General features: G+C 35.3%; 15 protein-coding genes, 1 tRNA gene and 1 pseudogene. 13 read left to right on the forward strand and 4 right to left on the reverse strand.

Translation table 11 applies throughout. From position 1 onward, the window contains the following. Window positions 1-217 precede the first annotated feature (217 nt). The 10 genes from BZG02_RS03255 (at window position 218) to BZG02_RS03300 (ending at window position 16836) form a co-directional block, all read left to right on the forward strand. Window positions 218-3283, forward strand: coding sequence for a SusC/RagA family TonB-linked outer membrane protein (locus BZG02_RS03255; RefSeq protein WP_180335611.1), 3066 nt, complete (start codon window positions 218-220; stop codon window positions 3281-3283). A gap of 17 nt (window positions 3284-3300) precedes the next feature. Next, the gene (locus BZG02_RS03260) at window positions 3301-4836 is read left to right on the forward strand and encodes a RagB/SusD family nutrient uptake outer membrane protein (RefSeq protein WP_101259980.1); all 1536 of its coding nucleotides are present in this window, start codon (window positions 3301-3303) and stop codon (window positions 4834-4836) included. Between the two features lie 91 nt (window positions 4837-4927). Beyond that, window positions 4928-6388 carry a glycoside hydrolase family 30 protein gene (locus BZG02_RS03265; RefSeq protein WP_101259981.1) on the forward strand — a complete coding sequence of 487 codons (1461 nt, stop codon included), beginning with the start codon at window positions 4928-4930 and terminating at the stop codon, window positions 6386-6388. A gap of 49 nt (window positions 6389-6437) precedes the next feature. After that, a complete protein-coding gene (locus tag BZG02_RS03270) occupies window positions 6438-8621 on the forward strand; it encodes a beta-glucosidase (protein ID WP_101259982.1) in 2184 nt (727 codons plus the stop codon). 29 nt (window positions 8622-8650) lie between these two features. Then, window positions 8651-10921: a beta-glucosidase BglX gene (gene bglX / locus BZG02_RS03275; protein ID WP_101260286.1), complete on the forward strand. Its 2271-nt coding sequence runs from the start codon at window positions 8651-8653 to the stop codon at window positions 10919-10921. A 365-nt stretch (window positions 10922-11286) separates the two neighbouring features. Continuing rightward, on the forward strand, window positions 11287-11586 hold the full coding sequence (gene hpf, locus BZG02_RS03280) for a ribosome hibernation-promoting factor, HPF/YfiA family (RefSeq protein WP_101259983.1): 300 nt from the start codon (window positions 11287-11289) through the stop codon (window positions 11584-11586). A 142-nt stretch (window positions 11587-11728) separates the two neighbouring features. Then, entirely contained in the window at window positions 11729-12304 is a 576-nt protein-coding gene (locus BZG02_RS03285) for an RNA polymerase sigma-70 factor (RefSeq protein ID WP_101259984.1), read from the forward strand. 122 nt (window positions 12305-12426) lie between these two features. After that, the gene (locus BZG02_RS03290) at window positions 12427-13377 is read left to right on the forward strand and encodes a FecR family protein (protein WP_101259985.1); all 951 of its coding nucleotides are present in this window, start codon (window positions 12427-12429) and stop codon (window positions 13375-13377) included. Window positions 13378-13511: 134 nt separating this feature from the next. Further along, window positions 13512-15968, forward strand: coding sequence for a TonB-dependent receptor (locus BZG02_RS03295; RefSeq protein ID WP_180335612.1), 2457 nt, complete (start codon window positions 13512-13514; stop codon window positions 15966-15968). 4 nt (window positions 15969-15972) lie between these two features. After that, a complete protein-coding gene (locus tag BZG02_RS03300) occupies window positions 15973-16836 on the forward strand; it encodes a DUF4249 domain-containing protein (RefSeq protein ID WP_101259987.1) in 864 nt (287 codons plus the stop codon). A 33-nt stretch (window positions 16837-16869) separates the two neighbouring features. On the opposite strand, the gene BZG02_RS03305 is transcribed toward BZG02_RS03300, so the two are convergent. Then, the gene (locus tag BZG02_RS03305; protein ID WP_101259988.1) at window positions 16870-17313 is read right to left on the reverse strand and encodes a (4Fe-4S)-binding protein; all 444 of its coding nucleotides are present in this window, start codon (window positions 17311-17313) and stop codon (window positions 16870-16872) included. Window positions 17314-17568: 255 nt separating this feature from the next. Between BZG02_RS03305 and BZG02_RS03310 the strand changes: the two genes are divergently transcribed. Beyond that, window positions 17569-17641, forward strand: a tRNA-Trp gene (locus BZG02_RS03310). 79 nt (window positions 17642-17720) lie between these two features. Here the strand turns inward: BZG02_RS03310 and BZG02_RS20735 are convergent. The 3 genes from BZG02_RS20735 to purB form a co-directional block, all read right to left on the reverse strand. Beyond that, window positions 17721-17876 (reverse strand): hypothetical protein, encoded by a 156-nt coding sequence (locus tag BZG02_RS20735; RefSeq protein WP_180335613.1) that lies wholly within the window; start codon window positions 17874-17876, stop codon window positions 17721-17723. Window positions 17877-18006: 130 nt separating this feature from the next. After that, window positions 18007-19830, reverse strand: a complete 1824-nt coding sequence (locus tag BZG02_RS03315) for an ABC transporter ATP-binding protein (RefSeq protein WP_101259989.1) — start codon at window positions 19828-19830, stop codon at window positions 18007-18009. A 117-nt stretch (window positions 19831-19947) separates the two neighbouring features. Further along, a complete protein-coding gene (gene purB, locus BZG02_RS03320; protein WP_101259990.1) occupies window positions 19948-21285 on the reverse strand; it encodes an adenylosuccinate lyase in 1338 nt (445 codons plus the stop codon). A gap of 202 nt (window positions 21286-21487) precedes the next feature. Between purB and BZG02_RS03325 the strand changes: the two genes are divergently transcribed. Then, complete coding sequence (locus BZG02_RS03325) at window positions 21488-22294, forward strand: EI24 domain-containing protein (RefSeq protein ID WP_101259991.1); 807 nt, start codon at window positions 21488-21490, stop codon at window positions 22292-22294. Between the two features lie 98 nt (window positions 22295-22392). Beyond that, window positions 22393-23091, forward strand: a pseudogene (locus tag BZG02_RS21400) (NfeD family protein); the annotation flags it as partial. Between the last annotated feature and the right edge of the window lie 17 nt (window positions 23092-23108).

Genomic DNA, 23108 nt, shown 5'->3' on the forward strand with positions numbered 1-23108 from the left:
ATTTTACAGAACTAAGTATATATTTTCTCTTTTAAAACTAATAAATATTATAAATCTGATTATTAAACAAATAACTACTAACTAAAACATAAACTTAATTACTATGAAGAAATAAAACGGTGCAAATAAGATCTATAAAAACCCTAAGGATATGTTGGTCCTCTCCTTATGGGAAATAAATTGTAACCATAATACGCTAATGAATCAATTTAATTTTATGAAAAAATCAGAAAGTTTAAATGCTTCCGAACATTGCCTAAAAATAGGGAAGCAAAACAACAGTAGATGGCTTTTAAAGTCATCAATGGTACTACTGATGGTACTTTGCAGTGTAGCCATCACATTTGGTCAAAGTCCTAGCAAGGAAATCACTGGTAAAATAACAGATTCGTCTGGTTTTGGTATTCCTGGTGTTAATATCTCGTTAAAGACAACAACAATGGGAACCGTTTCGGATATAGATGGGAACTACTCTATTTCCGCTAATTCCGAAAACGTTATCGTGTATAGTTTTATTGGATATACAACACAAGAAATACTAGTTGGTGATCAATCATCAATTAATGTTATTATGTCTGAAGATGCTTTAAGCGTAGATGAAGTTGTAGTAATAGGATACGGCATTCAAAAAAAGGCACTGAATACAGGATCTATTTCAAGTGTAAAAGGTGAAGAGCTACAAAACACTCCAGCCTCTAGAGCAGATCAGGCAATTCAAGGACGTACTGCTGGTGTATCTGTATTATCAAATTCAGGTTCTCCAGGAGCAGGAACAAAAATCAGAATTCGTGGAGTTAACTCAAATGGAAATTCGAATCCTTTGTTTATTGTGGATGGGATGAAAACTGGAGACATCAACAACATTGATCCAGGTGATATTGAATCCTTCGACGTATTAAAAGATGCAGCCTCTGCAGCTATTTACGGTACCGAAGGTGCAAATGGTGTTATCATTATCACTACTAAATCGGGGAAAGCTGGCGAAGCTAAAATCTCTTATGATTTTCAATATGGTCTTCAAAGTTCAAGAAGTGACTTAGAATTGATGAATGCCAAAGAATACCAACAATGGATGCAAGAATCTGGTGCAGGAACTGTTACCCAAAATGGTACCGATACAGATTGGTTAGATGAAGTTTTCGAAGTTGCTCCAATGCAAAAACATCACTTAAGCTACACTGGAGGAACCGAAAAATCAACTTATATGATATCCGGCTCTTACTTCTCTCAAAACGGTATTGTTGGAGATGACAAAGCTAAATATGAGCGTATTACTGCCCGTGTTAATGCCAAGAGTAATCTTAAAGAATGGTTAGAGGTTGGAAACAACTTCAGTTTTTCACATTCTAAACAAAAATATATTGGGGAAGACGATGAATATCGAAGTGTTGTGAATAATGCTCTTTTAATAGACCCACTTACTCCAATAACTTATGATGGTACTCCAGCAAACGTTCAAACTTTATTAGATGGTGGCAATACCATTCTTAAAGACAAAAATGGACGTTACTACGGATTAGCTGAATATGTAACAGGTGAAACTGCAAACCCTCTTGCTTTATTGCAAACATATCATAATACCATTACTCAAGATAAAGTGTTAGGGATGGCATATGCTACAGTTAAACCAATAAAAGGATTATCTTTTACCACTCGTGTTGGACTTGACTTAACTTACCAAACACAACATTCATGGGCTCCAACTTACTATTTCTCAAGTGAAAGTCAAAACTCGGCAACTTCCGTTGATGACAACATTAATAAATGGTACACTTGGTTATGGGAGAACTTTGCCACGTATAATACAAAAGTTGGCGATCATGACTTTACCATTTTAGCTGGTTATTCGGCAGAAGAAAATCAAGAGCCAAATTACACAATGCATTCCGGGCCACTTATTGCTGAAGGAGATCAGTATGCTTACCAAGAACATACTACTTCTGATGAATTTGACAGAACTGGTGGTGGATTTGTAAATCATACCATGACCTCTTATTTTGGTCGTTTGTCTTATAATTATCTGAATAGATACATGATGGAATTATCCATTCGTCGTGATGCCGCCGATGCCTTTCCTACTAACGATAAATCAGCAGTTTTCTCTGCAGCTTCATTAGGCTGGATTGTATCTGAAGAAGATTTCTTTGATATTAAAGGTATCGACTACTTAAAATTAAGAGGTAGTTGGGGACAAAATGGTAGTCGTTCAAACCTACCAGGTAACGAAGATCGCGAATTTTGGGTATTCTCAGGAATTCAATATCCGGGAGCTGATGACGCTTACCAACCTGGTGCCGAAATCGATAAATTAACCAACCCTAACTTAAAATGGGAAACAACAGAACAATTAGACCTCGGCCTAGATCTTAGGTCGTTGAATGGAAAGCTAAGCTTTTCTATGGATTACTACAACAAAAAAACTAAAGATTTAATTTTTGTAAAACAAGGTCCATTATCTGTTGGTAATGAATTTCCATATGCTAATGCAGGAACTGTAACCAATAAAGGTTTTGATTTTGAATTAGGATACAGAAATAACGACAATGAATTTAAATATAGCGTTAATCTAAATTTATCAACATTAGATAATGAAGTAACCAAACAAGCAGGATCACCAATCGTTGGTGATAATTTGAGAGGTCACGATTTAACTTGGTTCGAAAAAGGATATCCAATTTGGTATTTCAAAGGATACAAAACTAATGGTATCGACAACGATACTGGAGCCCCTATTGTTGTGGATGTAAATAAGGATGGTGAAATTTCTGCTGCCGATCAAACTTATATTGGCGATCCTCATGCAGACTTTTTATATGGCGCTACCTTTAATGCACAGTATAAAGGTTTTGACTTTAACCTTTTCATACAAGGATCACAAGGAAATGATGTGTTTATGGGTTGGTTCCGTTCCGACAGACCATTCTCTAACAAACCAAAATTCATGTACGACGATAGATGGACTGCGTCTAATCCTAATGCTAGCAGACCTGCTGCCGACAACACAAGCGATTACGTTTATCGTAGTGACTTAATGGTATCTGATGCTTCATACATGCGTATCAAACAAATCCAGTTAGGATACACACTTCCTAAATTAACAACTCAAAAAGCGGGTATCGATCGTGCTAGAGTATTTGTTTCATTGGATGATTTTTTCACTTTCACTGATTATGAAGGTTTAGATCCAGAAGCTGGTAGTTCAACAAATACCAGACAAGGTGTTGATAGAGGTATTTACCCAATCTCCGGAAAAGTGATTTTTGGTGTATCACTAAACTTTTAATTCTAAAATTGCAACAAATGAAATATTCAAAATATTATAAATTCATATTAGGACTGGCAATCGCTTTTTCTAGTACTTCCTGTAACGAAGACGAATTTCTTGAAATAGATCCAACTGGTCGTGTAACCAGTGATAATTTCTTAAATACCGATAGTGAAGTTAAATTGGCAATTGTTGGAGTATACAATGCTATGCAAAACAACTTCTCTAGTGGAAGTTGGGCAAGTGTTTATTTTGTAAAAAATCTTCCTGGCGATGACTGTTTAGCTGGATCAACAGAAGGTGATCAATCTGGATACCAAGACATTGATGATTTCAAGATTCAAACCGACAATGACAAAATTAAATTGATTTGGTCTAACTTTTACAAGACTATTAGTTCAACCAATACAATTATTAATCAGGTTGAACCTAATACCGATGGTAAAAAAGAAATGATTGCTGAAGCTAAAGCCTTAAGAGCTTATTGTTACTTTGAGTTAGCAACTATGTTTGGAGATGTTCCTTTAATGACCGTTAATCCGGTAAGCGAAGCGGATTATCATTTACCTCGAACAGATGTAGCTGACATTTATACTCAAATAGAAAAAGATTTTACCGAAGCAATTCCAGATCTGCCTTTGAAAAGTGAATATAGTGCAGGTGATCAATACCGCATGTCGAAAGGATCCGCTCAAGCTTATTATGGCAAAGCTCTTCTTTATCAGAAAAAATACAGCGAGGCTGCAATTCAACTAGCTCTTGTAATTAGCAGTTTAGAATACGATTTAGAACCAAACTTTGCAGATGTATGGACTAAAGAAACTGAATTCGGACAAGAGTCATTATTCGAAGTATCTTACACAGCTCAAGAAGCCTACGATTGGGGTAACTTCCCTTGGAGTGGTGGCAACGAAAATAATATCGAAGCACAACTACAAGGTCCTAGAGATGCGATTTTTGATGTATCTAACTCAACACTAGGAGTGGTTAATGGTTGGGGGTTCAATAATCCGTCCGCTAAAATTGGTCAAGCTTTTGCTGATGCAGGAGATGTCGAAAGAAGAAATGCAACCTTGTTATCTGCAGCTGACTTTATAGCAACTGGTGGTGTAATCAAAAACCCTAGCGCTCATGATTACGAAGGATACATGCGATTAAAATATGCAACCAAAGCCTCAGAAACAAGCGAAAGTGGTGTTCCTGAACTAAACTACACAATCAACTGGCGCTTAATGCGCTATGCCGATGTACTATTAATGGCTGCCGAGGCATATCATTTTTCAACCCAAGATGGACTAGCATTAATCGAATTAAACAAAGTTCGAAAGCGTGCAAAACTAACTGACATTCAGTCTTCTGATGATATCTTTGAAGCAATTGTAACTGAAAGACAATTAGAATTAGCTTTTGAAGGAAGCAGATTCTGGGATTTAGTCCGTTGGAATAAAGCTAATCAGGAACTTAGTAGCTTAGGTTACGAGTCTTTGAAACACAATTTATTTCCTATTCCACAAAGTGAAATTATCGCCAACGATGCAATTAATGAGGAAAATCAGAACCCTTTCTATTAAAAATTATTTGTATCAAATTTGAATCAATAAAAAAGACTACCCTAACTGGGTAGTCTTTTGCAAATTTATTAGAATTTAGAAAAATAAGGCTATGAAAAGATTAATCCCGGTTCTTACTATCGCATGCATTGCATGTTCGCAACCAAATAAGACAGAAAATATAAACTCTAAAAATGAGTTTACTGCAGAAGGAAAAACCGCAACAGTAATCACTACTGCTAAGGATACTGATCTTAGATTAAGTCAAACTGCAAAGCTTGACTTCCAAAATACAAAACAAGCTTTAGAAACCGAGAATTCCATTTTCGTAAATCCAAACAATACATTCCAAACATTTATTGGAATTGGAGGCGCTATTACCGATGCTTCTGCCGAGGTATTTGCAAAACTTTCCAAAGACAAACAAGAAGAATTAATTTCTGCCTATTTTGGCAAAGATGGAAATAACTACTCCTTAATTCGCACATCAATACATAGTTGTGATTTTAGTAGTGGCAGCTACACCTATGTTGAAGAAGGCGACAAAGATTTAAAAACCTTCTCAATCGATCATGACAGACAGTTTCGTTTGCCGATGATAAAAAAAGCAATTGCAGAAGCAGGAGGATCTATGCTATTTTATGCCAGCCCATGGAGTCCACCAGCATTCATGAAAGACAATAAAAACATGCTTCAGGGAGGTAAATTGCTTCCTGAATACTACAATACTTGGGCAAAATACTACGCTAAGTTTATTAAAGCCTACGAAAACGAAGGTATTCCTGTTTGGGGAGTAACTATTCAGAATGAACCAATGGCCGTACAGCGTTGGGAATCTTGCATTTATACTGCCGAAGAAGAAAGAGATTTTCTTAAAAACCACCTAGGTCCAGTTCTGGAACAAGAAGGACTTGGTGATAAAAATATTGTGGTGTGGGATCACAACCGTGACTTAATTACACACAGAGCCAATACTATTTTCGATGATGCCGAAGCAGCAAAATATGCTTGGGGAACTGGTTTTCATTGGTACGAAACATGGCGCGGAGGCGAACCAATGTTCAACAACCTACAAAAAATACAGGAAGCTTATCCCAATAAAAAATTACTATTTACCGAAGGTTGCAACGAAGCTTTCGATTCATTAAAATATCAATATTGGCCAAATGCAGAACGATATGGCCGATCTATAATTAACGACTTTAACCGTGGAACCGTAGGTTGGACAGACTGGAACATACTTTTGGATGAAACCGGAGGTCCAAATCATGTTGGAAATTTATGCTTCTCTCCTATTCATGCAGATACGAGAACCGATAGCTTGATCTATACTCCATCGTATTACTATTTAGGACATTTCTCAAAATTTATCCATCCAGGAGCAAAAAGAGTAAGCACTGTGTCGAGCGTAAGTTTACTTGAAAGCACTTCATTTATTAATGAAGACGGAAAAATGGCAACTGTTGTTCTCAATCGTTCAGAACAAGCCTTAAACTATCAACTATATGTTGGAGCCAATCAGGCAGTTAGCATCAACATTCCTGCAAGAGCGATTCAAACGATCACCTACTAAACAAAATCATAAAAGCTCACCAGCGATTCTCAACCATAACTCACATTACATGAAGAAATTATTATTTGTAGTATTTCTATTCACTCTAATCAGTTTCAATCAAGTTTATGCCCAAACCAATAACAAATCAATGGACAATAAAATTGAAGATATTTTAAAGCAACTCACTTTAAAAGAAAAACTAGACTTATGTCATGCGCAATCCAAATTTAGCTCCAAAGGAGTTGCTCGTTTAGGAATTCCAGAAATTTGGATGTCCGACGGACCCCATGGCGTACGGGCAGAAATTGCTTGGGATAGTTGGGAACATGCAGGGTGGACAAATGATTCCTGCACCGCATTTCCAGCTTTAACTTGCCTTGCCGCTACCTTTAATACCGATTTATCCTATAAATATGGAAAAGCAATTGGCGAAGAAGCTAGATATCGTAAAAAAGATATTTTGTTAGGTCCAGGAGTTAACATTTACCGAACCCCTCTTAATGGAAGAAATTTCGAATACATGGGCGAAGATCCATATTTGGCTTCAAAAATGGTAGTTCCTTACATTCATGGCGTACAGGAAAATGGAGTTGCTGCATGCGTAAAGCACTATGCTTTAAATAATCAGGAACACTGGCGTGATCATATTAATGTTGAAATAAGTGATAGAGCACTTTACGAAATTTATTTGCCAGCATTTAAAGCTGCCGTACAGGAAGGAAAAGTATGGTCGATTATGGGTGCATACAATCAGTTTCGTGGACAATATTGTTGTCACAACGAACTTTTGGTGAATAAAATATTAAAAGGAGACTGGGCTTTTGATGGTGTTCTGGTTACCGATTGGGGAGCAACTCACGACACAAAACAAGCTGCACTATATGGTTTAGATATCGAAATGGGAACAGGAACTGATGGATTAACCAGCTCTCAAAAGAATGCTTACGACAACTATTTTATGGCAAATCCCTTGCTGAAAATGGTTAAAGCAGGAGAAATAGATGAATCTGTTATCGACGAAAAGGTAAGACGAGTTCTGCGATTAATGTTTAGAACAACAATGAATAAATCGCGCCCATTTGGAAGCATGAATAGTGAGGAACATTTTAATGTGGCTCGAGAAATTGCCCAAGAAGGTATCGTTCTTCTTAAAAACAAGAATAACTTCTTCCCTATCGATCCAAAAAAAACACAAACCATAGCAGTTATTGGCGAAAATGCCACGAAAATAATGACGTTAGGAGGAGGATCTTCCGAACTAAAAACCATTCATGAAATATCTCCTTTAGAAGGGATACAAAAACGATTTAAAAATGCGAAAGTACTTCACGCAATGGGATATGCTTCGGGTCCGTCTGTATATGGCAGAGTAATTGACTCAAAACTAAATACCGATTCATTAAAAACCGAAGCAATAAAAATTGCCAAGAAGGCTGATATCGTTCTTTTTGTAGGCGGTTTAAATAAAAATCATCACCAAGATTGCGAAGGAGATGATCGTAAGCATTTCTCTTTGCCTTTCGGACAAGATAATTTACTGAATGAAATTTTAAAAGTAAATAGTAACACCGCAGTCATCTTAGTTAGTGGAAATGCAGTTGAAATGCCATGGCTTTCTAAAGTAGATGCTGTTTTACAAACTTGGTACTTGGGCAGCGAGGCAGGAAACGCTATTGCGGATATTATTTCTGGCGACATAAATCCATCAGGAAAATTGCCTTTCTCTTTTCCAGTTAAACTAGAAGATAATGCGGCTCATTCTTTTGGAAAAATTGCTTATCCTGGTGATGGAACTAATCAGGAATACAAAGAAGATATACTAGTTGGTTACCGTTGGCACGATACTAAAAATATCAAGCCATTGTATGCTTTTGGATATGGATTATCCTATACCTCTTTTACAGTTTTAGAAGCACAAACCGATCAATCTACCTATCAAAAAAACGAACTTATTACAGTTTCCTGTGAAATTAAAAACACCGGAGATAAAAAAGGAGCCGAAGTGATTCAACTTTACGTAAGCGATTTAGAGGCATCGGTTCTGAGACCTCTTAAAGAATTAAAAAGCTTTAAAAAAATAGTTTTAAACCCTGGAGAATCAAAAACAATTACCCTGGAGATTTCAACCAATGATTTGGCTTATTTTGATGATTCAATGATGGATTGGAAATTGGAAAAAGGCAGGTTTAAATTATTGATTGGAACATCCTCGCAAGATATTGAGAAAACAATCACCATTGAAGTTAACTAAGCTACTACTCCTTTAAATTTATGGAAATAATGATACGAAAAATAAAACTCATAACAATCTCCCTACTACTATTATCATCTTGTAATCAAGATAGTAGCACATTATCTAAGGAAGACGAATTTGTTTCTGATCTTCTCGGAAAAATGACACTTACTGAGAAAATAGGGCAATTAAATCAACATACGAGTCATTGGGAAATGACAGGACCGGCTCCTAAAAATAATGAATCGCAATACCGACTAGAACAAATAAAAAATGGTGACGTTGGCTCGATGCTTAACGTTACTGGTGCAGAAGCAACTCGTAAAACTCAACAATTAGCAGTTGAGAACAGTCGACTAGGCATTCCATTACTATTTGCTTACGATGTAATTCACGGTTATCAAACCATGTTTCCAATTCCCTTAGCAGAAGCCTCATCGTGGGATCCTGAAATTGTTAAACTATCGGCTCAAGTTGCGGCTAAAGAAGCTTCGGCAGCAGGTTTACATTGGACTTTTGCTCCCATGATGGATGTAGGCAGAGATGCTCGTTGGGGAAGAGTAATGGAAGGATGTGGAGAAGATCCATATCTGGCAAGTGTTTTATCGGTTGCTCGAGTTGAAGGATTTCAAGGAGACAATTTATCGAATACAAACACCATTGCGGCTTGTGCCAAACACTTTGCTGGCTACGCGTTTTCCGAAGCTGGCAGAGATTATAATACCGTTGATATTGGAAGCTACACACTACACAATATTGTTTTACCACCCTTTAAAGCGGTTGCCGAAGCCGGCGTTGCAACTTTTATGAATTCATTCAACATTATTAATGGAAGGCCTGCTACGGCAAATCCATATTTACAAAGAGAATTACTAAAAGGGAAATGGAATTATGAAGGATTTGTAGTTTCTGATTGGGGAAGTATTGAAGAAATTGAAATTCATGGAGCTGCTCACGATTTAAAAGAAGCTAGCTCTCTTTCCATAAATGCAGGTTCCGATATGGATATGGAATCGAATGGATACATTCAATACCTTAAAGAACTTGTTGAAGAAGGAAAAGTGGATGAGAAATTAATTGATGATGCCACCAAACGAATTCTAAAAATTAAATACCAACTTGGTTTATTCGATGATCCTTACCAATACGCGAATCAAGAGCGCGAACAAAAAGAAATTTACACGAAAGAAAATCGAGAAATTGCACGTAAGGTAGCTCATCATTCCATGGTGCTTCTTAAAAATGAAGGCCAATTATTGCCTTTATCTAAAAGTCTAAAATCAATTGCTATTATTGGTCCATTAGCCGACAGTAAGGACATTCCACTAGGAAGCTGGAGAGCTAAAGCCATTAAAAATTCAGCAGTATCCCTATTAGAGGGACTTACAAATGCACTTCCACAAACCAAAATTAATTATGCAAAAGGCTGTAATTTAACAAGTGGTGATCGTAGCTTTCAAGCAGAGCTTTCCTTCAATGAAAATGATCAATCCGATTTTCCAGAGGCAATTAAAGTGGCCAAACAATCCGAAGTGGTAATTATGGCAATTGGCGAAGATTGTTTTCAAACAGGAGAAGGCAGAAGTCAAACCGATATTACTCTAAAAGGAGAGCAAATGGAGCTTTTTAAAGCCATTTACCAAGTAAATAAAAACATAGTTGTAGTATTAATGAATGGAAGACCCTTAGCTATTCCTGAACTATCTAACATGGCTCCAGCCATTTTAGAAACTTGGTTCGCAGGCTCCGAAGCAGGTAATGCTATTGCAGATATTCTTTTGGGAGACTATAATCCATCTGGAAAATTGACCATCTCCTTTCCGAAAAGTGTTGGCCAATGCCCAATTTACTACAATCACATGAATACCGGCAGACCGACCTCCACCAATAATGTATTTTGGTCGCACTATACCGATTCCCCAAATACACCTCTTTATCCATTTGGATATGGTTTGAGTTACACCACTTTTTCTTATGGAAAAGCAACCATCAATTCCAATGAATTAAAAAAGAATGAGTCCATTGAAGTTAAGCTCTCACTTAGCAACACAGGAAGTTACGAAGGAGAGGAAATTGTTCAATTATACATTCAAGATCCGAAAGCCAAATATGCTCGTCCGGTAAAAGAGTTGAAAGCATTCCAAAAAATCAAATTAAAACCTGGGGAAAACACCGAAGTATCCTTTCTATTAAAATCGGAAGATTTGGGATACTATTCTCCAGAAGGAGAATTTTTGATAGAATCAGGAGAGTATCACATTTACATTGGAGAAAATTCCCAAAACGTACAGCAAATTAATATTTCCTTATTAGAATAGTTAGAATAGTTAGAATAGTTAGATTAGTTAATGTCAAAAAGGTGGGAAACAAACTTGTTTTCCGCCTTTTTCTGTAGAATATTGCGCTACTTTTTAGAAATTGAAATGAAAGCATTTTAAAAGTTTAATATTCAATAAAAATTATAAGCCTTATTCTTAAGCCATTGGAAAATAATAATTGTTAAAGACCTTTAAATTCGCCTTCAGCATTTCTTTTCCTTAGTTATTTTGCGTATTTTCAATCTAGAAAGATGAATCATTCATGGCTGAAAAGTCATCAACGCGCGAAAAAAAACAACCGGTTCATATTTAACAGAATATTAACTTGTGCATAAGATGCATATTAAAATATAGGAGGAATTGTGATGAACATGAAAATGCAATCCGTAGGTTTCAAAGCTGATAGCAAATTAGAAGCTTTTATCAATCAAAAATTTAAAAAACTTGAAAAATTAGAAAGTTCAATTACAGGATATGATGTCATATTAAATGTTGATAAATCAAGTACAAAAGATAATAAAGTAGTTGAAGTAAAAATTAAAGTGCCAGGAAGTGAGCTTTTTGCCAAAAAGAAAAGCTCAACATTCGAAGAAGCGGCCGACTTAGTTTCTGAAGCATTACGAACCCAATTACTAAAATACAAAGAAGTAAAAGCAAACAAATAAAATCACCAAACCCTCTGTATTCGCAGAGGGTTTCTTTTTCCCACTCCAAAAAAAAACATTCCAGTCTTCAATACCTATCTCCAAAACAATAAAATATTTAATACTAGATTATTTTTCTATTTTTGATTTTTAAAACGGAGATATGACGCTTACGCTTTCTAAAACCAAAACGAATATTAATTTTGAAAAAACATTCAAAGAGTTTTATTCTCCATTGTGCAATTTTGCATACTCCTTTGTTCCCGATAAAGACTTATGCGAAGATTTAGTGCAAGATATCTTTTTAAAAATCTGGGATAAATCACCTACTATTACCATCTCAATTTCATCCTATCTGTATCGAGCTGTAAAAAACTCCTGCTTAGACCACTTAAAACAAAGGTATAAGCAATCCATACTTCCAATTGAAGAAATTGAAGATCCCATTTACTCTCCTTACGAATTAAGCCACGAAAATAATTTGGAAGCTCTACAAATAAAAATTGAAGCCGCAGTTAATGCTCTTCCTCCTAAATGCAAAGAGGTTTTTTTATTACGGAGGAATTTTCAATTGTCGTACAATGAAATTTCAACAGAATTGAATATTTCGAAAAAAACCATTGAGAATCATATGAATACGGCAATTAAAAAATTAAGAACTCAATTAAGTAAATCCGATTTATTGATCTATTTTTTATTTTTCGAAAAAAAAACAAACAAAAAATCACTTTCCAACTAGGGGTATAATAAAATTCCTCGTCTTACCTATAGAGCCAAAACAAAACGCATTAAGTTTTGTATTAACTCCAAGAACTAAAAATTGCAATTTTTTTATTTCGAATTCCAATAATATCATGCTCCATGAAGGTAAACACCCAATTATTAACCGACTATTTAAATAATAAATGTGACAAGGAAACAAAACGAAAACTGAATACATGGCTGCATGAAGATCCTAAAAATCAAAAATATCTGAATGAACTAAAGATATACTGGGACGCAAAAGAATCAAAACCTACCAAATTAGAATTCGATTCGAAGACTGGCTTTCAGAATTTATTAGCAAAAAAATTACATCGACAAAAACAAAATCGAAAAAGAACACTTCGATATGCAGCTCTTATTGCAGCTCTTATCTCTACTAGTTTATTCGGATATCTTTTTATATCGAATGAAAATACAGATCAAAAAGTTGTGAATATGTTGCCCATTGAGAAAACTGTATTGCTTCCCGATGGAACATCCATTTCTTTAACACGAGGATCGACAATTGAATATCCTAATAAATTTTCGAAACAGGAAAGGCTTGTAAAACTGAGTGGTGAAGCGTTTTTTAATGTCGCTAAAAATAAAGAAAAACCTTTTATCATATTGGCAGGAAAAACTAGAACAAAGGTTCTTGGCACCTCTTTTCGAATAAAAGAAACCGAAAAACGAACAACAATTGAAGTTCAAACTGGAATTGTAGAGTTTATGGAACAAGAAAATACGGCCAATAAAATAAAATTAGAAAAAAATGATTACGCACAATTTGTAAACAATCAAAAAGCCGTTCTTAAAAATATTTCGCAATCGGATACTGTTGATTTTGCAGTAAAACTATTAAAATATAAAAATGAAAGATTAGAAGTAATTTGTAAAGACTTAAGTGAACTTTTCAACACTACCATCCAAATTCAAAATGAATCAAAATCTCAACTTTCGATTACTGCAGTATTCGAAGAGCAGAACTTGGAAAGTATCATAAAGTCGCTTTGCTTCACGCTTAATCTTGAATACGAACAAAAAAATAACATTCTCCTACTAAAGTAAATAATTAAATGAAGCATATCATTCTCACCCTTAGTTGCATAATAATGTTACTAGGGAATACCAATTTATTGTCGCAAAACAGGATAAATAAAATTATAAAAACCGAAAAAAAATCCTACCCCTTTAATGACCTAATGATCCTGATTAAAAGTCAAGCTGGATACAATTACACATATCCAACGGATAGCGAATTAAGTCAGAAATTAATTCATTTAGGCAAAAAAGAATACGCACTCGATCTTCTTATAGATAAAATATCCCTTCAGTTGCAACTTAAATACAGAATCGTTGAAAAACAGATATCATTTAAAATAATACCAAAAAAACCTGTAACCATTAGCGGATATATTCGCGATAAAAAAACGGGTGAAGACTTAATTGGAGCCGCCTGTTATATTAAAGAATTAGCAAGTGGAACCGTTAGTAATGTATATGGTTTTTATTCGCTAAGCATCCCTTCTGGAAGATATACAGTTAGCTATTCGTTTTTAGGTAACAAAACAGTAGAATTAATACTAGAAATTGAAGAAGATAGAATTTTAACCATTGAATTAGAAAACGAAAGTCAGCAAATTAGCGAAGTAACAATTACTGGCGAAGGAGTCGCAAAAAACATCAAACGCAACGAGATGAGCGTTATAAAACTCCCGGTTTCCACCGTTAAAAAACTTCCTGCCTTAATGGGAGAAGTTGATTTAATTAAAGCAATTCAAATGCTTCCCGGAGTAAAACCTGCCGCTGAAGGAAGTACTGGTTTTAGCGTTAGAGGTGGAAATCCGGATCAGAATTTGATTCTTTTAGATGAAGCTCCTGTTTACAATGCTTCACACCTTTTGGGGTTTTTCTCTATTTTTAATAACGATGCCATTAGTGATTTAAAACTCTACAAAGGCGATCTCCCAGCTAGCATTGGCGGCAGACTCTCCTCTTTTTTAGACATCAGAATGAAAAATGGAAATTCGAAAAAATTTTCAGGAAATGGAGGAATAGGAACAATTTCATCGCGACTTACCTTGGAAGGTCCAATTGGTAAAAATGAAAAAACTTCCTTTATTTTAAGTGGCCGAAGAAGCTACCTCGATTTATTTCTACGTCTTTCCTCTAATGAAGATGTAAAAGACAATATCGTTTATTTTTACGATTTAAATGCTAAAGTAAACCATAAAATTGATGACAAAAACCGCTTATTTGTTTCCACCTATTTTGGGAAAGACAAATTTAAAAGTAGTGAGAATCAGCTCTCTTTTGGAAACCAAACTTTAACTCTTCGCTGGAATCATCTTTTCTCTAACAAAATATTTTCGAACACTACACTACTTTGGAGCAAATACAATTACGAACTTTCGGATAGCGGAGGAGCAAATGCTTTTAAATGGGAATCGAACTTGGAAGATTTATCTGTAAAACAAGATTTTAATTACTTCCTTAATTCAAACAACACCATAAAATTCGGAGGGATATTTACCTATCACAAATTTGAACCAGGTTACGCCCATGGTGTTGGCGATCAATCTTTTATTTCGGAATACAAGGTGAACGATGCAAATGCTTTCGAGGAAGCTTTATACATTTCTAACGAGCAAAAAATTGGTAGTCGGTTAAACCTAAAATACGGACTGCGATTTTCAATGTTTAATAATGTTGGAAAAGGCACTATTTACGATTTCGATGAAAACTATCAAGCAGTAGATTCAACAATTTATAAATCAGGTAAAATATTTAATACCTATACCAATTGGGAACCAAGAGCAGGACTGCTTTATACGCTAAATGAGCTTTCCTCAATAAAAATGAGTTACTCCAGAACCGTGCAATACATGCAACTTGCCCAAAACTCATCAGGAGGAATGCCTTTAGACGTTTGGTTTCCCGCCTCTCCAAATGTCGAGCCTCAAAAGTCAGATCAATATGCTATCGGTTACTTCCGAAATTTTAAAGAGAACACCATTGAATCGTCGGTGGAACTCTACTATAAAAAAATGAAAAACACCATCGACTTTAAGGATTTTGCCAACCTGCTTCTTAATAAAGAGTTGGAAGGAGAATTACGCTTTGGTTCCACCGAAGCCTATGGACTTGAATTTATGACTCAACTAAACTTAAATCGCCTACAAGGTTGGTTTGGTTACACTTACTCTAAAACCAATCGTACTGTTACAGGAATTAATGATGGCAGATCGTATCGTTCTCCATACGACGTACCGCATGACTTTAAAGCTGCAATTAGTTATCAATTAACGCCAAGAACCAGCATCTCGGCCAATTTTGCATATTCCACCGGAAAACCTATTACTTTCCCAACAGGAAGAGCCGAATACCAAGGTGCATTTATTAAAATATATTCCGATAGAAATTCTTATCGTTTGCCAGATTATCATCGAATGGATTTGGCCTTAACCGTAAAGAATAGGAAAAAGCCAAATAGAAAATGGGAAGGAGAATGGAATTTTTCACTATACAATGCTTATGGAAGAAAAAACCCTTGGATCGTGAATTTTATTCAGGATGAAAATGATCCTAAAATCATTTATGCAGAAAAAACCTATCTGTTCACTTTTGTGCCTTCGGTAACTTACAATTTCAAATTTTAAGATCATGAAACAACTCCTATTATTAATCACATCGATACTAATTGTAAGCTCTTGCACCGAAAAAATGGATGTAGAATTAGATAGCACTTATACCCGCTTATCGGTAGAAGCCAAAATAACCACAGATTTTAAAAAGCATTTTGTAAAACTAAGCGAATCGAGCGATGTTTTCTTTAATCAGGATGCAATACCTGTTACAAATGCAACTATTCAAGTTAACGATGGCACTTCCAATTTTAGTTTTGAAGAAACAAGCCCAGGTTACTACGAAAGTAGTACTGAGTTTTCAGGTATTCCAGGAAAAACGTACTTCTTATCGATCTTGAATGTTGACCTCCATCACAATGGGAAATTAGAAAGTTACGAAGCGCAATCCCTAATGCCATATCCGCACAAGGTAGATTCAATAGCCATGAATTATGACGATAATTATAGAAATGAGGGAAATGACAATAAAGAATATTGGCTATTATCCTTGTATTTAAAAGATAATAAGGAAAACGAGGATTATTATGGATTTGCGTGTCAAATTAATAATGTTTTAGTTCACGATACGATAACAGAAGTAGTTATTGCTGAGGATACTTTTTTTAATGGCGAAGCGTCAAAAGGAGTAGAAGTTGGTTTCTTTGATCAGGAAAAACCAGACGAAATAATTCGCAACAATGACTTGATAACTTTAGAAACTTATGCACTGACAGAAGATTATTTAGATTTCGTAAACGAACTTCAATTTATGGATATGGAACAAATCCCTTTATTTTCTGGCCCTCCAGCCAATATTCGGACGAACATTTCGAATAATGCAATTGGTTTTTTTGCAGTTTACTCCATTACCCGAACATCCACAATAGTAAAAGTTGAATAGTAAAGTAAAAAGAGCACTTAGTGCTCTTTTTTTTTATTCTTTAAATCCAATTTCTTTGTGAGAACCATCGCAAAATGGTTTGTTTTTAGAAGCTCCACACCTACAAAAGTAGCTTGCGCTCGAAAGAACTTTCCGTTGTCCATTCGAACTAATAAGTGTAATTGGTCCTTCCATCATAATAGGTCCATCTTTAAACACTTCCACTTTTTGCCCAGCCTCAATTGCTTTAATTTGACCTTTTTCATCATCTGTACGTTCTGGGCCATTCATATAAAAGGAAAGAGCTCGCGACGGACATTTCTGAACCTGTTTAATAATTTCTTCGGTAGAAGCTTCCTCTACTTTGATCCAGGGTCTTGTTCCTGGCTGAAAAACAGCAGGCAATCCTTTAAAGCAAACTTCGGAATGAATACATAAATCGGGTTCGTAAACTACCGTAACAACTCCATTAGAATATTCTTTTTTCGATTTTATCATAGCTCATTATTTTGGTGTATTCTACTTCACCTATTAATTTACTACATTTTAGCGAATAATGTTGAAAAAAAATACAACAGATAAAAACACTCCTACAACAGCAATCCCCTCATTCTGAAACCCCTGCAAAATTGGAATAAAATTTAATATTGAAAAATAAAATCAAGCCTACAAAAAGAGCTTGCACATCAAAAAAAATATTCTACTTTTGTCGCAGACTTTTCGGGAAAACAGTTTTGAAAAGGCTAATTACAGACGGGTGTAGCTCAGTTGGTAGAGCACTGGTCTCCAAAACCAGGTGTCGGGAGTTCGAGTCTCTCCACCCGTGCAAAAACCTTCCTAAATAATTAGGAAGGTTTTTTTTGTTTCATAAAAAAAGCGACCATTTCTGATCGCTTTTTGCATTTTTATAAATTATCCTTTAAGTAATACTTTTCGTTTGGGTCCATCTCTACTATTCCATCTCTCAATTTATAATTTGGAATTTCCCTTTTTGACTTTTCCGGATGAAATCTTCTTTTCTTCTCTTTCTGAGGCTGAATTGATCTAATAGTTTTCGACATAACTTTAAATTTTAAAAAAACTAAGTGCACACTATTATCTATTTACTACGCAAGTAATAAAAAAAAGTGACAAAAAAAAAGATGAACCAATTAAATGATTCATCTTTCTGAATATATTTATTACAAATTTTTATAACAATTGCATGTCGTATAATTTCTTGTAAGCACCATCTTTTTCAATTAATTCATCGTGATTTCCTCTTTCTACAATTTCGCCCTCATGAAAAACACAAATTAAATCGGCATTTTTTACTGTTGACAAACGATGCGCAATTACAACCGAAGTACGGTTCTTCATTAATTTATCTAAAGCATCCTGCACCAAACGTTCCGATTCGGTATCTAAAGCCGAAGTAGCTTCATCTAGAATCATAATTGGAGGGTTTTTAAGAACTGCTCTGGCAATGCTAAGCCTTTGGCGCTGACCACCGGAAAGCTTTCCTCCACGGTCACCAATATTGGTATAATAACCTTCTTCGCTAGCAGAAATAAAATCGTGAGCATTGGCAATTTTTGCCGCTTCCATCACCTCCTCTATCGTTGCATTCTCAACTCCAAAAGCTATGTTATTAAAAATAGTATCATTAAACAAAATTGATTCCTGATTCACATTCCCCATCAAGTTTCTCAAATCCTTAATCTTATAATCCCTGATATCAATTCCATCCACAAAAATACCACCAGCAATTACATCATAAAATCGAGGCAATAAATCTACGAAAGTAGTTTTACCAGAACCCGATTGACCAACCAAAGCCACTGTTTTTCCCTTAGGAATTTCCAACTGAATATTCTTCAAGACTTTCCTTTCTCCATTGTACGAGAAAGTAACATCCCTGTATTCAATTACTTTTTCGAATGCTTCCACGTGTTTCGCATCCTCTTTATCAACAATTGTAGATTCGGCTCTCAAAATTTGATCGATACGATCCATTGCTGCCAATCCTTTTTGAATACTATACAAAGCCTTCGAAAATTCTTTTGCTGGATTAATGATGGAATAAAAAACTACCAAATAGGCAATAAAACCTGCTCCATTCATGCCAGTCTCGCCATTCAAAATTAAACGGCCACCATACCACAAAACGATTACAATAACGATTGTCCCCAAAAATTCACTTACCGGATGTGCTAAAATTCGTCTGCGCATTAAACTGTTCATAATACGACGGTAATCGTTATTTTCTGCAGAAAATTTTTCTTTTACCTTATCTTCAGCTGTAAAAGCTTTAATAATTCGAAGTCCCGAAAGTGTTTCTTCAATGGTCGATAGTAAATCTCCCATTTTATTCTGCCCCAAACGCGAGGTTTTTTTAAGACTCCTCCCTATTTGTCCGATAATATAGCCAGCAATAGGCAAAAGAATAAAACTGAAAAGTGTTAATTGAGGGCTCATAATAATCATTGCCGCTAAACAAACAATAATTATAACCGGATTTTTAAGGAACATATCCATCGAGTTCATGATAGAATTTTCTACCTCTTGAACATCTCCAGTAGTTCTTGCCATAATATCGCCTTTCTTTTCTTCTGTAAAAAAAGGAATTGGTAAACTCACAATCTTATCGTAAATCTGATTTCTCATATCCCGAACAACTGAATTTCGAATTCCAACAGTATGATAAGAACCTAAATAAGTGAAACCCACCTTAAACAATGCTGTAATAATTAGAATAATTCCTACAAACAAGAGTGCAGAGTCTGCACCATACTCCAATTTCATTAAAGTTGTATAGTAGTAGAAATTGTGTTTTAATGCATCTAAACTAACTTCCCAAGGCACTAATTTATCAACTGGTTCTGCCATCTCAAACAGAATTTCCAACACTGGCTGCATCATTACAAAGGAGAATACTCCAAAAACTGCAGCGAGTATATTATAAAAGAAACTCATTATTAAATCTCCTTTATAAGGAGGCAAAAACCGTTTTAAAATTTGAATAAAATCTTTCATCAAGTAATTAGTGTGTGAAACAAACGCTTACAAAACATCAATAAGCAGTCAAAAAATAAGGCTGTAAAAGTACAACTCTTACAGCCTATTTACAAAGTATTAACAAGATTTAATATTTTAGATTCCTGTATAATTAACAGGACTAATTGCCTTTAATTCAAGCTTTAAACTATCACTAATTTCTAATGTGTCGATGAATTCGGCAATACTTTCTTTCGTTACATGACTATTGGTACGAGTTAACGCTTTTAAAGCCTCGTAAGGATTAGGATATCCTTCGCGACGAAGAATGGTTTGAACTGCCTCGGCAACAACCGCCCAGTTTGCTTCCAAATCGGCTTGAAATGCTTCTTTCGAAATAATTAATTTATCCAAACCTTTCAATAAAGATTTAAACGCAATAATAGTATGTGCAAAAGGTACTCCAATATTTCTCAATACAGTAGAATCCGTTAAATCGCGTTGCAATCTCGATACTGGTAATTTTGCTGCTAAATGTTCAAAAGTAGCATTTGCCAATCCAAGATTTCCTTCTGAATTCTCAAAATCGATTGGATTCACTTTATGTGGCATAGCCGATGATCCAACCTCTCCCTCTTTAATTTTTTGTTTGAAGTAATTCATGGAAATATACGTCCAAAAATCACGGTTCAAATCCACCAAAACAGTATTAATACGTTTTAGGTTATCGAAAATAGCTCCCATATTGTCGTAATTGGAAATTTGTGTGGTAAATTCCTCACGCTCCAATTTCAGAATATCATTTACAAAATGATTTCCAAATTCTTTCCAATTGGTATTTGGATAAGCCACATGGTGAGCATTAAAGTTACCAGTAGCACCACCAAATTTAGCAGAACATGGTACACTTTTCAGAAGATCCAATTGCTTTTTTAAACGATATACGTAAACCTGAATTTCTTTCCCTAAACGAGTTGGCGACGCTGGCTGACCATGCGTACGAGCTAACATCGAAATTTCTTTCCAATCATCAGCAAGACTGGCTAATTTATTAATCAATTCGTCTAAAAGTGGATAATACACATCGTGCACTGCATCGCGCAAAGAATAAGGCGTTGCAGTATTATTAATATCCTGAGAAGTTAATCCGAAGTGAATAAACTCTTTGTATTTTTGAAGGTTTAAACCGTCGAATTTTTCCTTAATAAAGTACTCAACAGCCTTAACATCATGATTTGTAACGCTTTCAATATCTTTCACTTTTTGAGCATCCTCAACCGTAAAATCGATATATAAACTACGCAAATCGGTATATAAATCTTTATTAAAATCTTTTAATTGTGGTAGAGGAATCTCGCATAATGCAATAAAATATTCTACTTCTACCAAAACTCTGTATCGCACCAAAGCATATTCCGAAAAATACTCTCCTAGAACGTCTACCTTACTGCGGTAACGTCCGTCAATAGGCGAAATTGCTGTTAAACTCTGCATCTCAAAAAAATTAAATGTCAATAATGGTTATTTAGAAGCTCAAAGGTAACTAAAAGCGATGAGTACCGAAAACTTTACGCATAAGATATCCGCATAGAAAGTATTATATAATCCTAGCTTGAAACATCTCCCCTTATCTTTCGCATTTTATCGATAAATACTATTTTTGTTAAGTCACTCATGCTAATTTAAGAACAAATCAATGAAATTAATTAAAGATTTTAGCTTTGGATTGCGAATGTACACCGAAGCCATTCAATATATTTTCAGAAAACAATTGGCCTGGTTTTTCCTATTTCCAATTCTTCTCAATATCGTTTTATTTTGGGTTGGTTGGGATTATATTGGCGATTTGGCACAACAATCGCAAAGCTACCTACAAGCTTTACTGGATTTAGAAAATGCTGATTTTTGGGGTTCTGCTTTCTTAAAAGCAAGCATTGGTGGGTTTATTTGGATCGTATTTAAAATACTCTTCTTTTTAATATTTGCTTATTTTGGTGGCTATATCATCCTCATCATCATGTCACCTGTATTCTCCTATCTATCGGAAAGAACCGAAAAGTTAAAAACAGGAAATGATTATCCGTTTGATGCATACCAGTTTTTAAAAGACATTATTCGCGGAGTTTTTATTGCCGTACGAAATTTACTGATAGAATTAGCTTTAACAATACTCATGTTTATTCTAAGCTTTATTCCAATTATAGGATGGGCTGCAGCCATTTTCTTATTTTTTATTTCGGCATATTTCTATGGATTTTCATTTCTAGATTATGCCATTGAACGCAAAAAAATGAGCATTGCACAAAGCGTTCAATTTATGAGAGAAAACAAAGGAATCGTAATAGCCAATGGTTTTGTTTTTTCGCTCTGTTTAATTGTTCCATTTTGTGGGGTTTCTTTTTCAAGCTTTGCTGCAATTATAGCTGTTGTTGCCGGAACTTTAGCAGTTAACGAAATTTGGGACGATGACAAATACCCAAACAAAAAAACAAACAAAATTTAAACTTAATTGCTATCTTACCTAAACGTTTAAATTGCTGTAAACATTTTACCTAAACATGAATTTAAACGACATAAAACACCTTAAAACAGTACACAAACATGAATAATATCCGCTACTTTCTTATCCTCCTTTTTGCGCTGGCTATAAGTTTTCGTTTGGTTGCGAATCAGCCTGCCGACAGCATTCCTGAAAGTAAACAAACGCAGGTCTATAAATTTGATATAAAACGCGAAATTGGACCTGCTGCCTGGAGACAAACAAAAGATGCGCTACAGGAAGCAAATGAATGGAATGCCGATATTGTTCTAATTCATATGAATACGTATGGAGGCATGGTAATTCATGCCGATTCGATTCGTACTGCCATTTTAAACAGTAAGATTCCTGTTTATGTATTTATAGATAATAATGCAGCTTCGGCAGGAGCGCTTATTTCCATTGCTTGCGATAGTATTTACATGAGGACCGGAGCCAATATTGGAGCAGCAACGGTTGTTAACCAAACAGGCGAGGCAATGCCCGATAAATATCAGTCGTATATGCGCTCAACAATGCGTGCCACGGCCGAATCGCATGGAAAAGACACCTTAATACAAAAAGGAGATACCACCTACAAATGGCGAAGAGATCCTTTAATTGCTGAAGCGATGGTGGATCCGCGCACCTATATTGAGCATGTTATTGATACAGGAAAAGTATTAACCTTTACGCCCGACGAAGCTATTAAAAACGGATACTGCGAAGGAATAGCCAATAGTGTTGAAGAAGTACTTGCAAAAGCTGGGATTAAAGAATACACAATTAAAAAATATGA

Source organism: Labilibaculum filiforme (assembly GCF_002843315.1).
GTDB classification, from domain to species: domain Bacteria; phylum Bacteroidota; class Bacteroidia; order Bacteroidales; family Marinifilaceae; genus Labilibaculum; species Labilibaculum filiforme.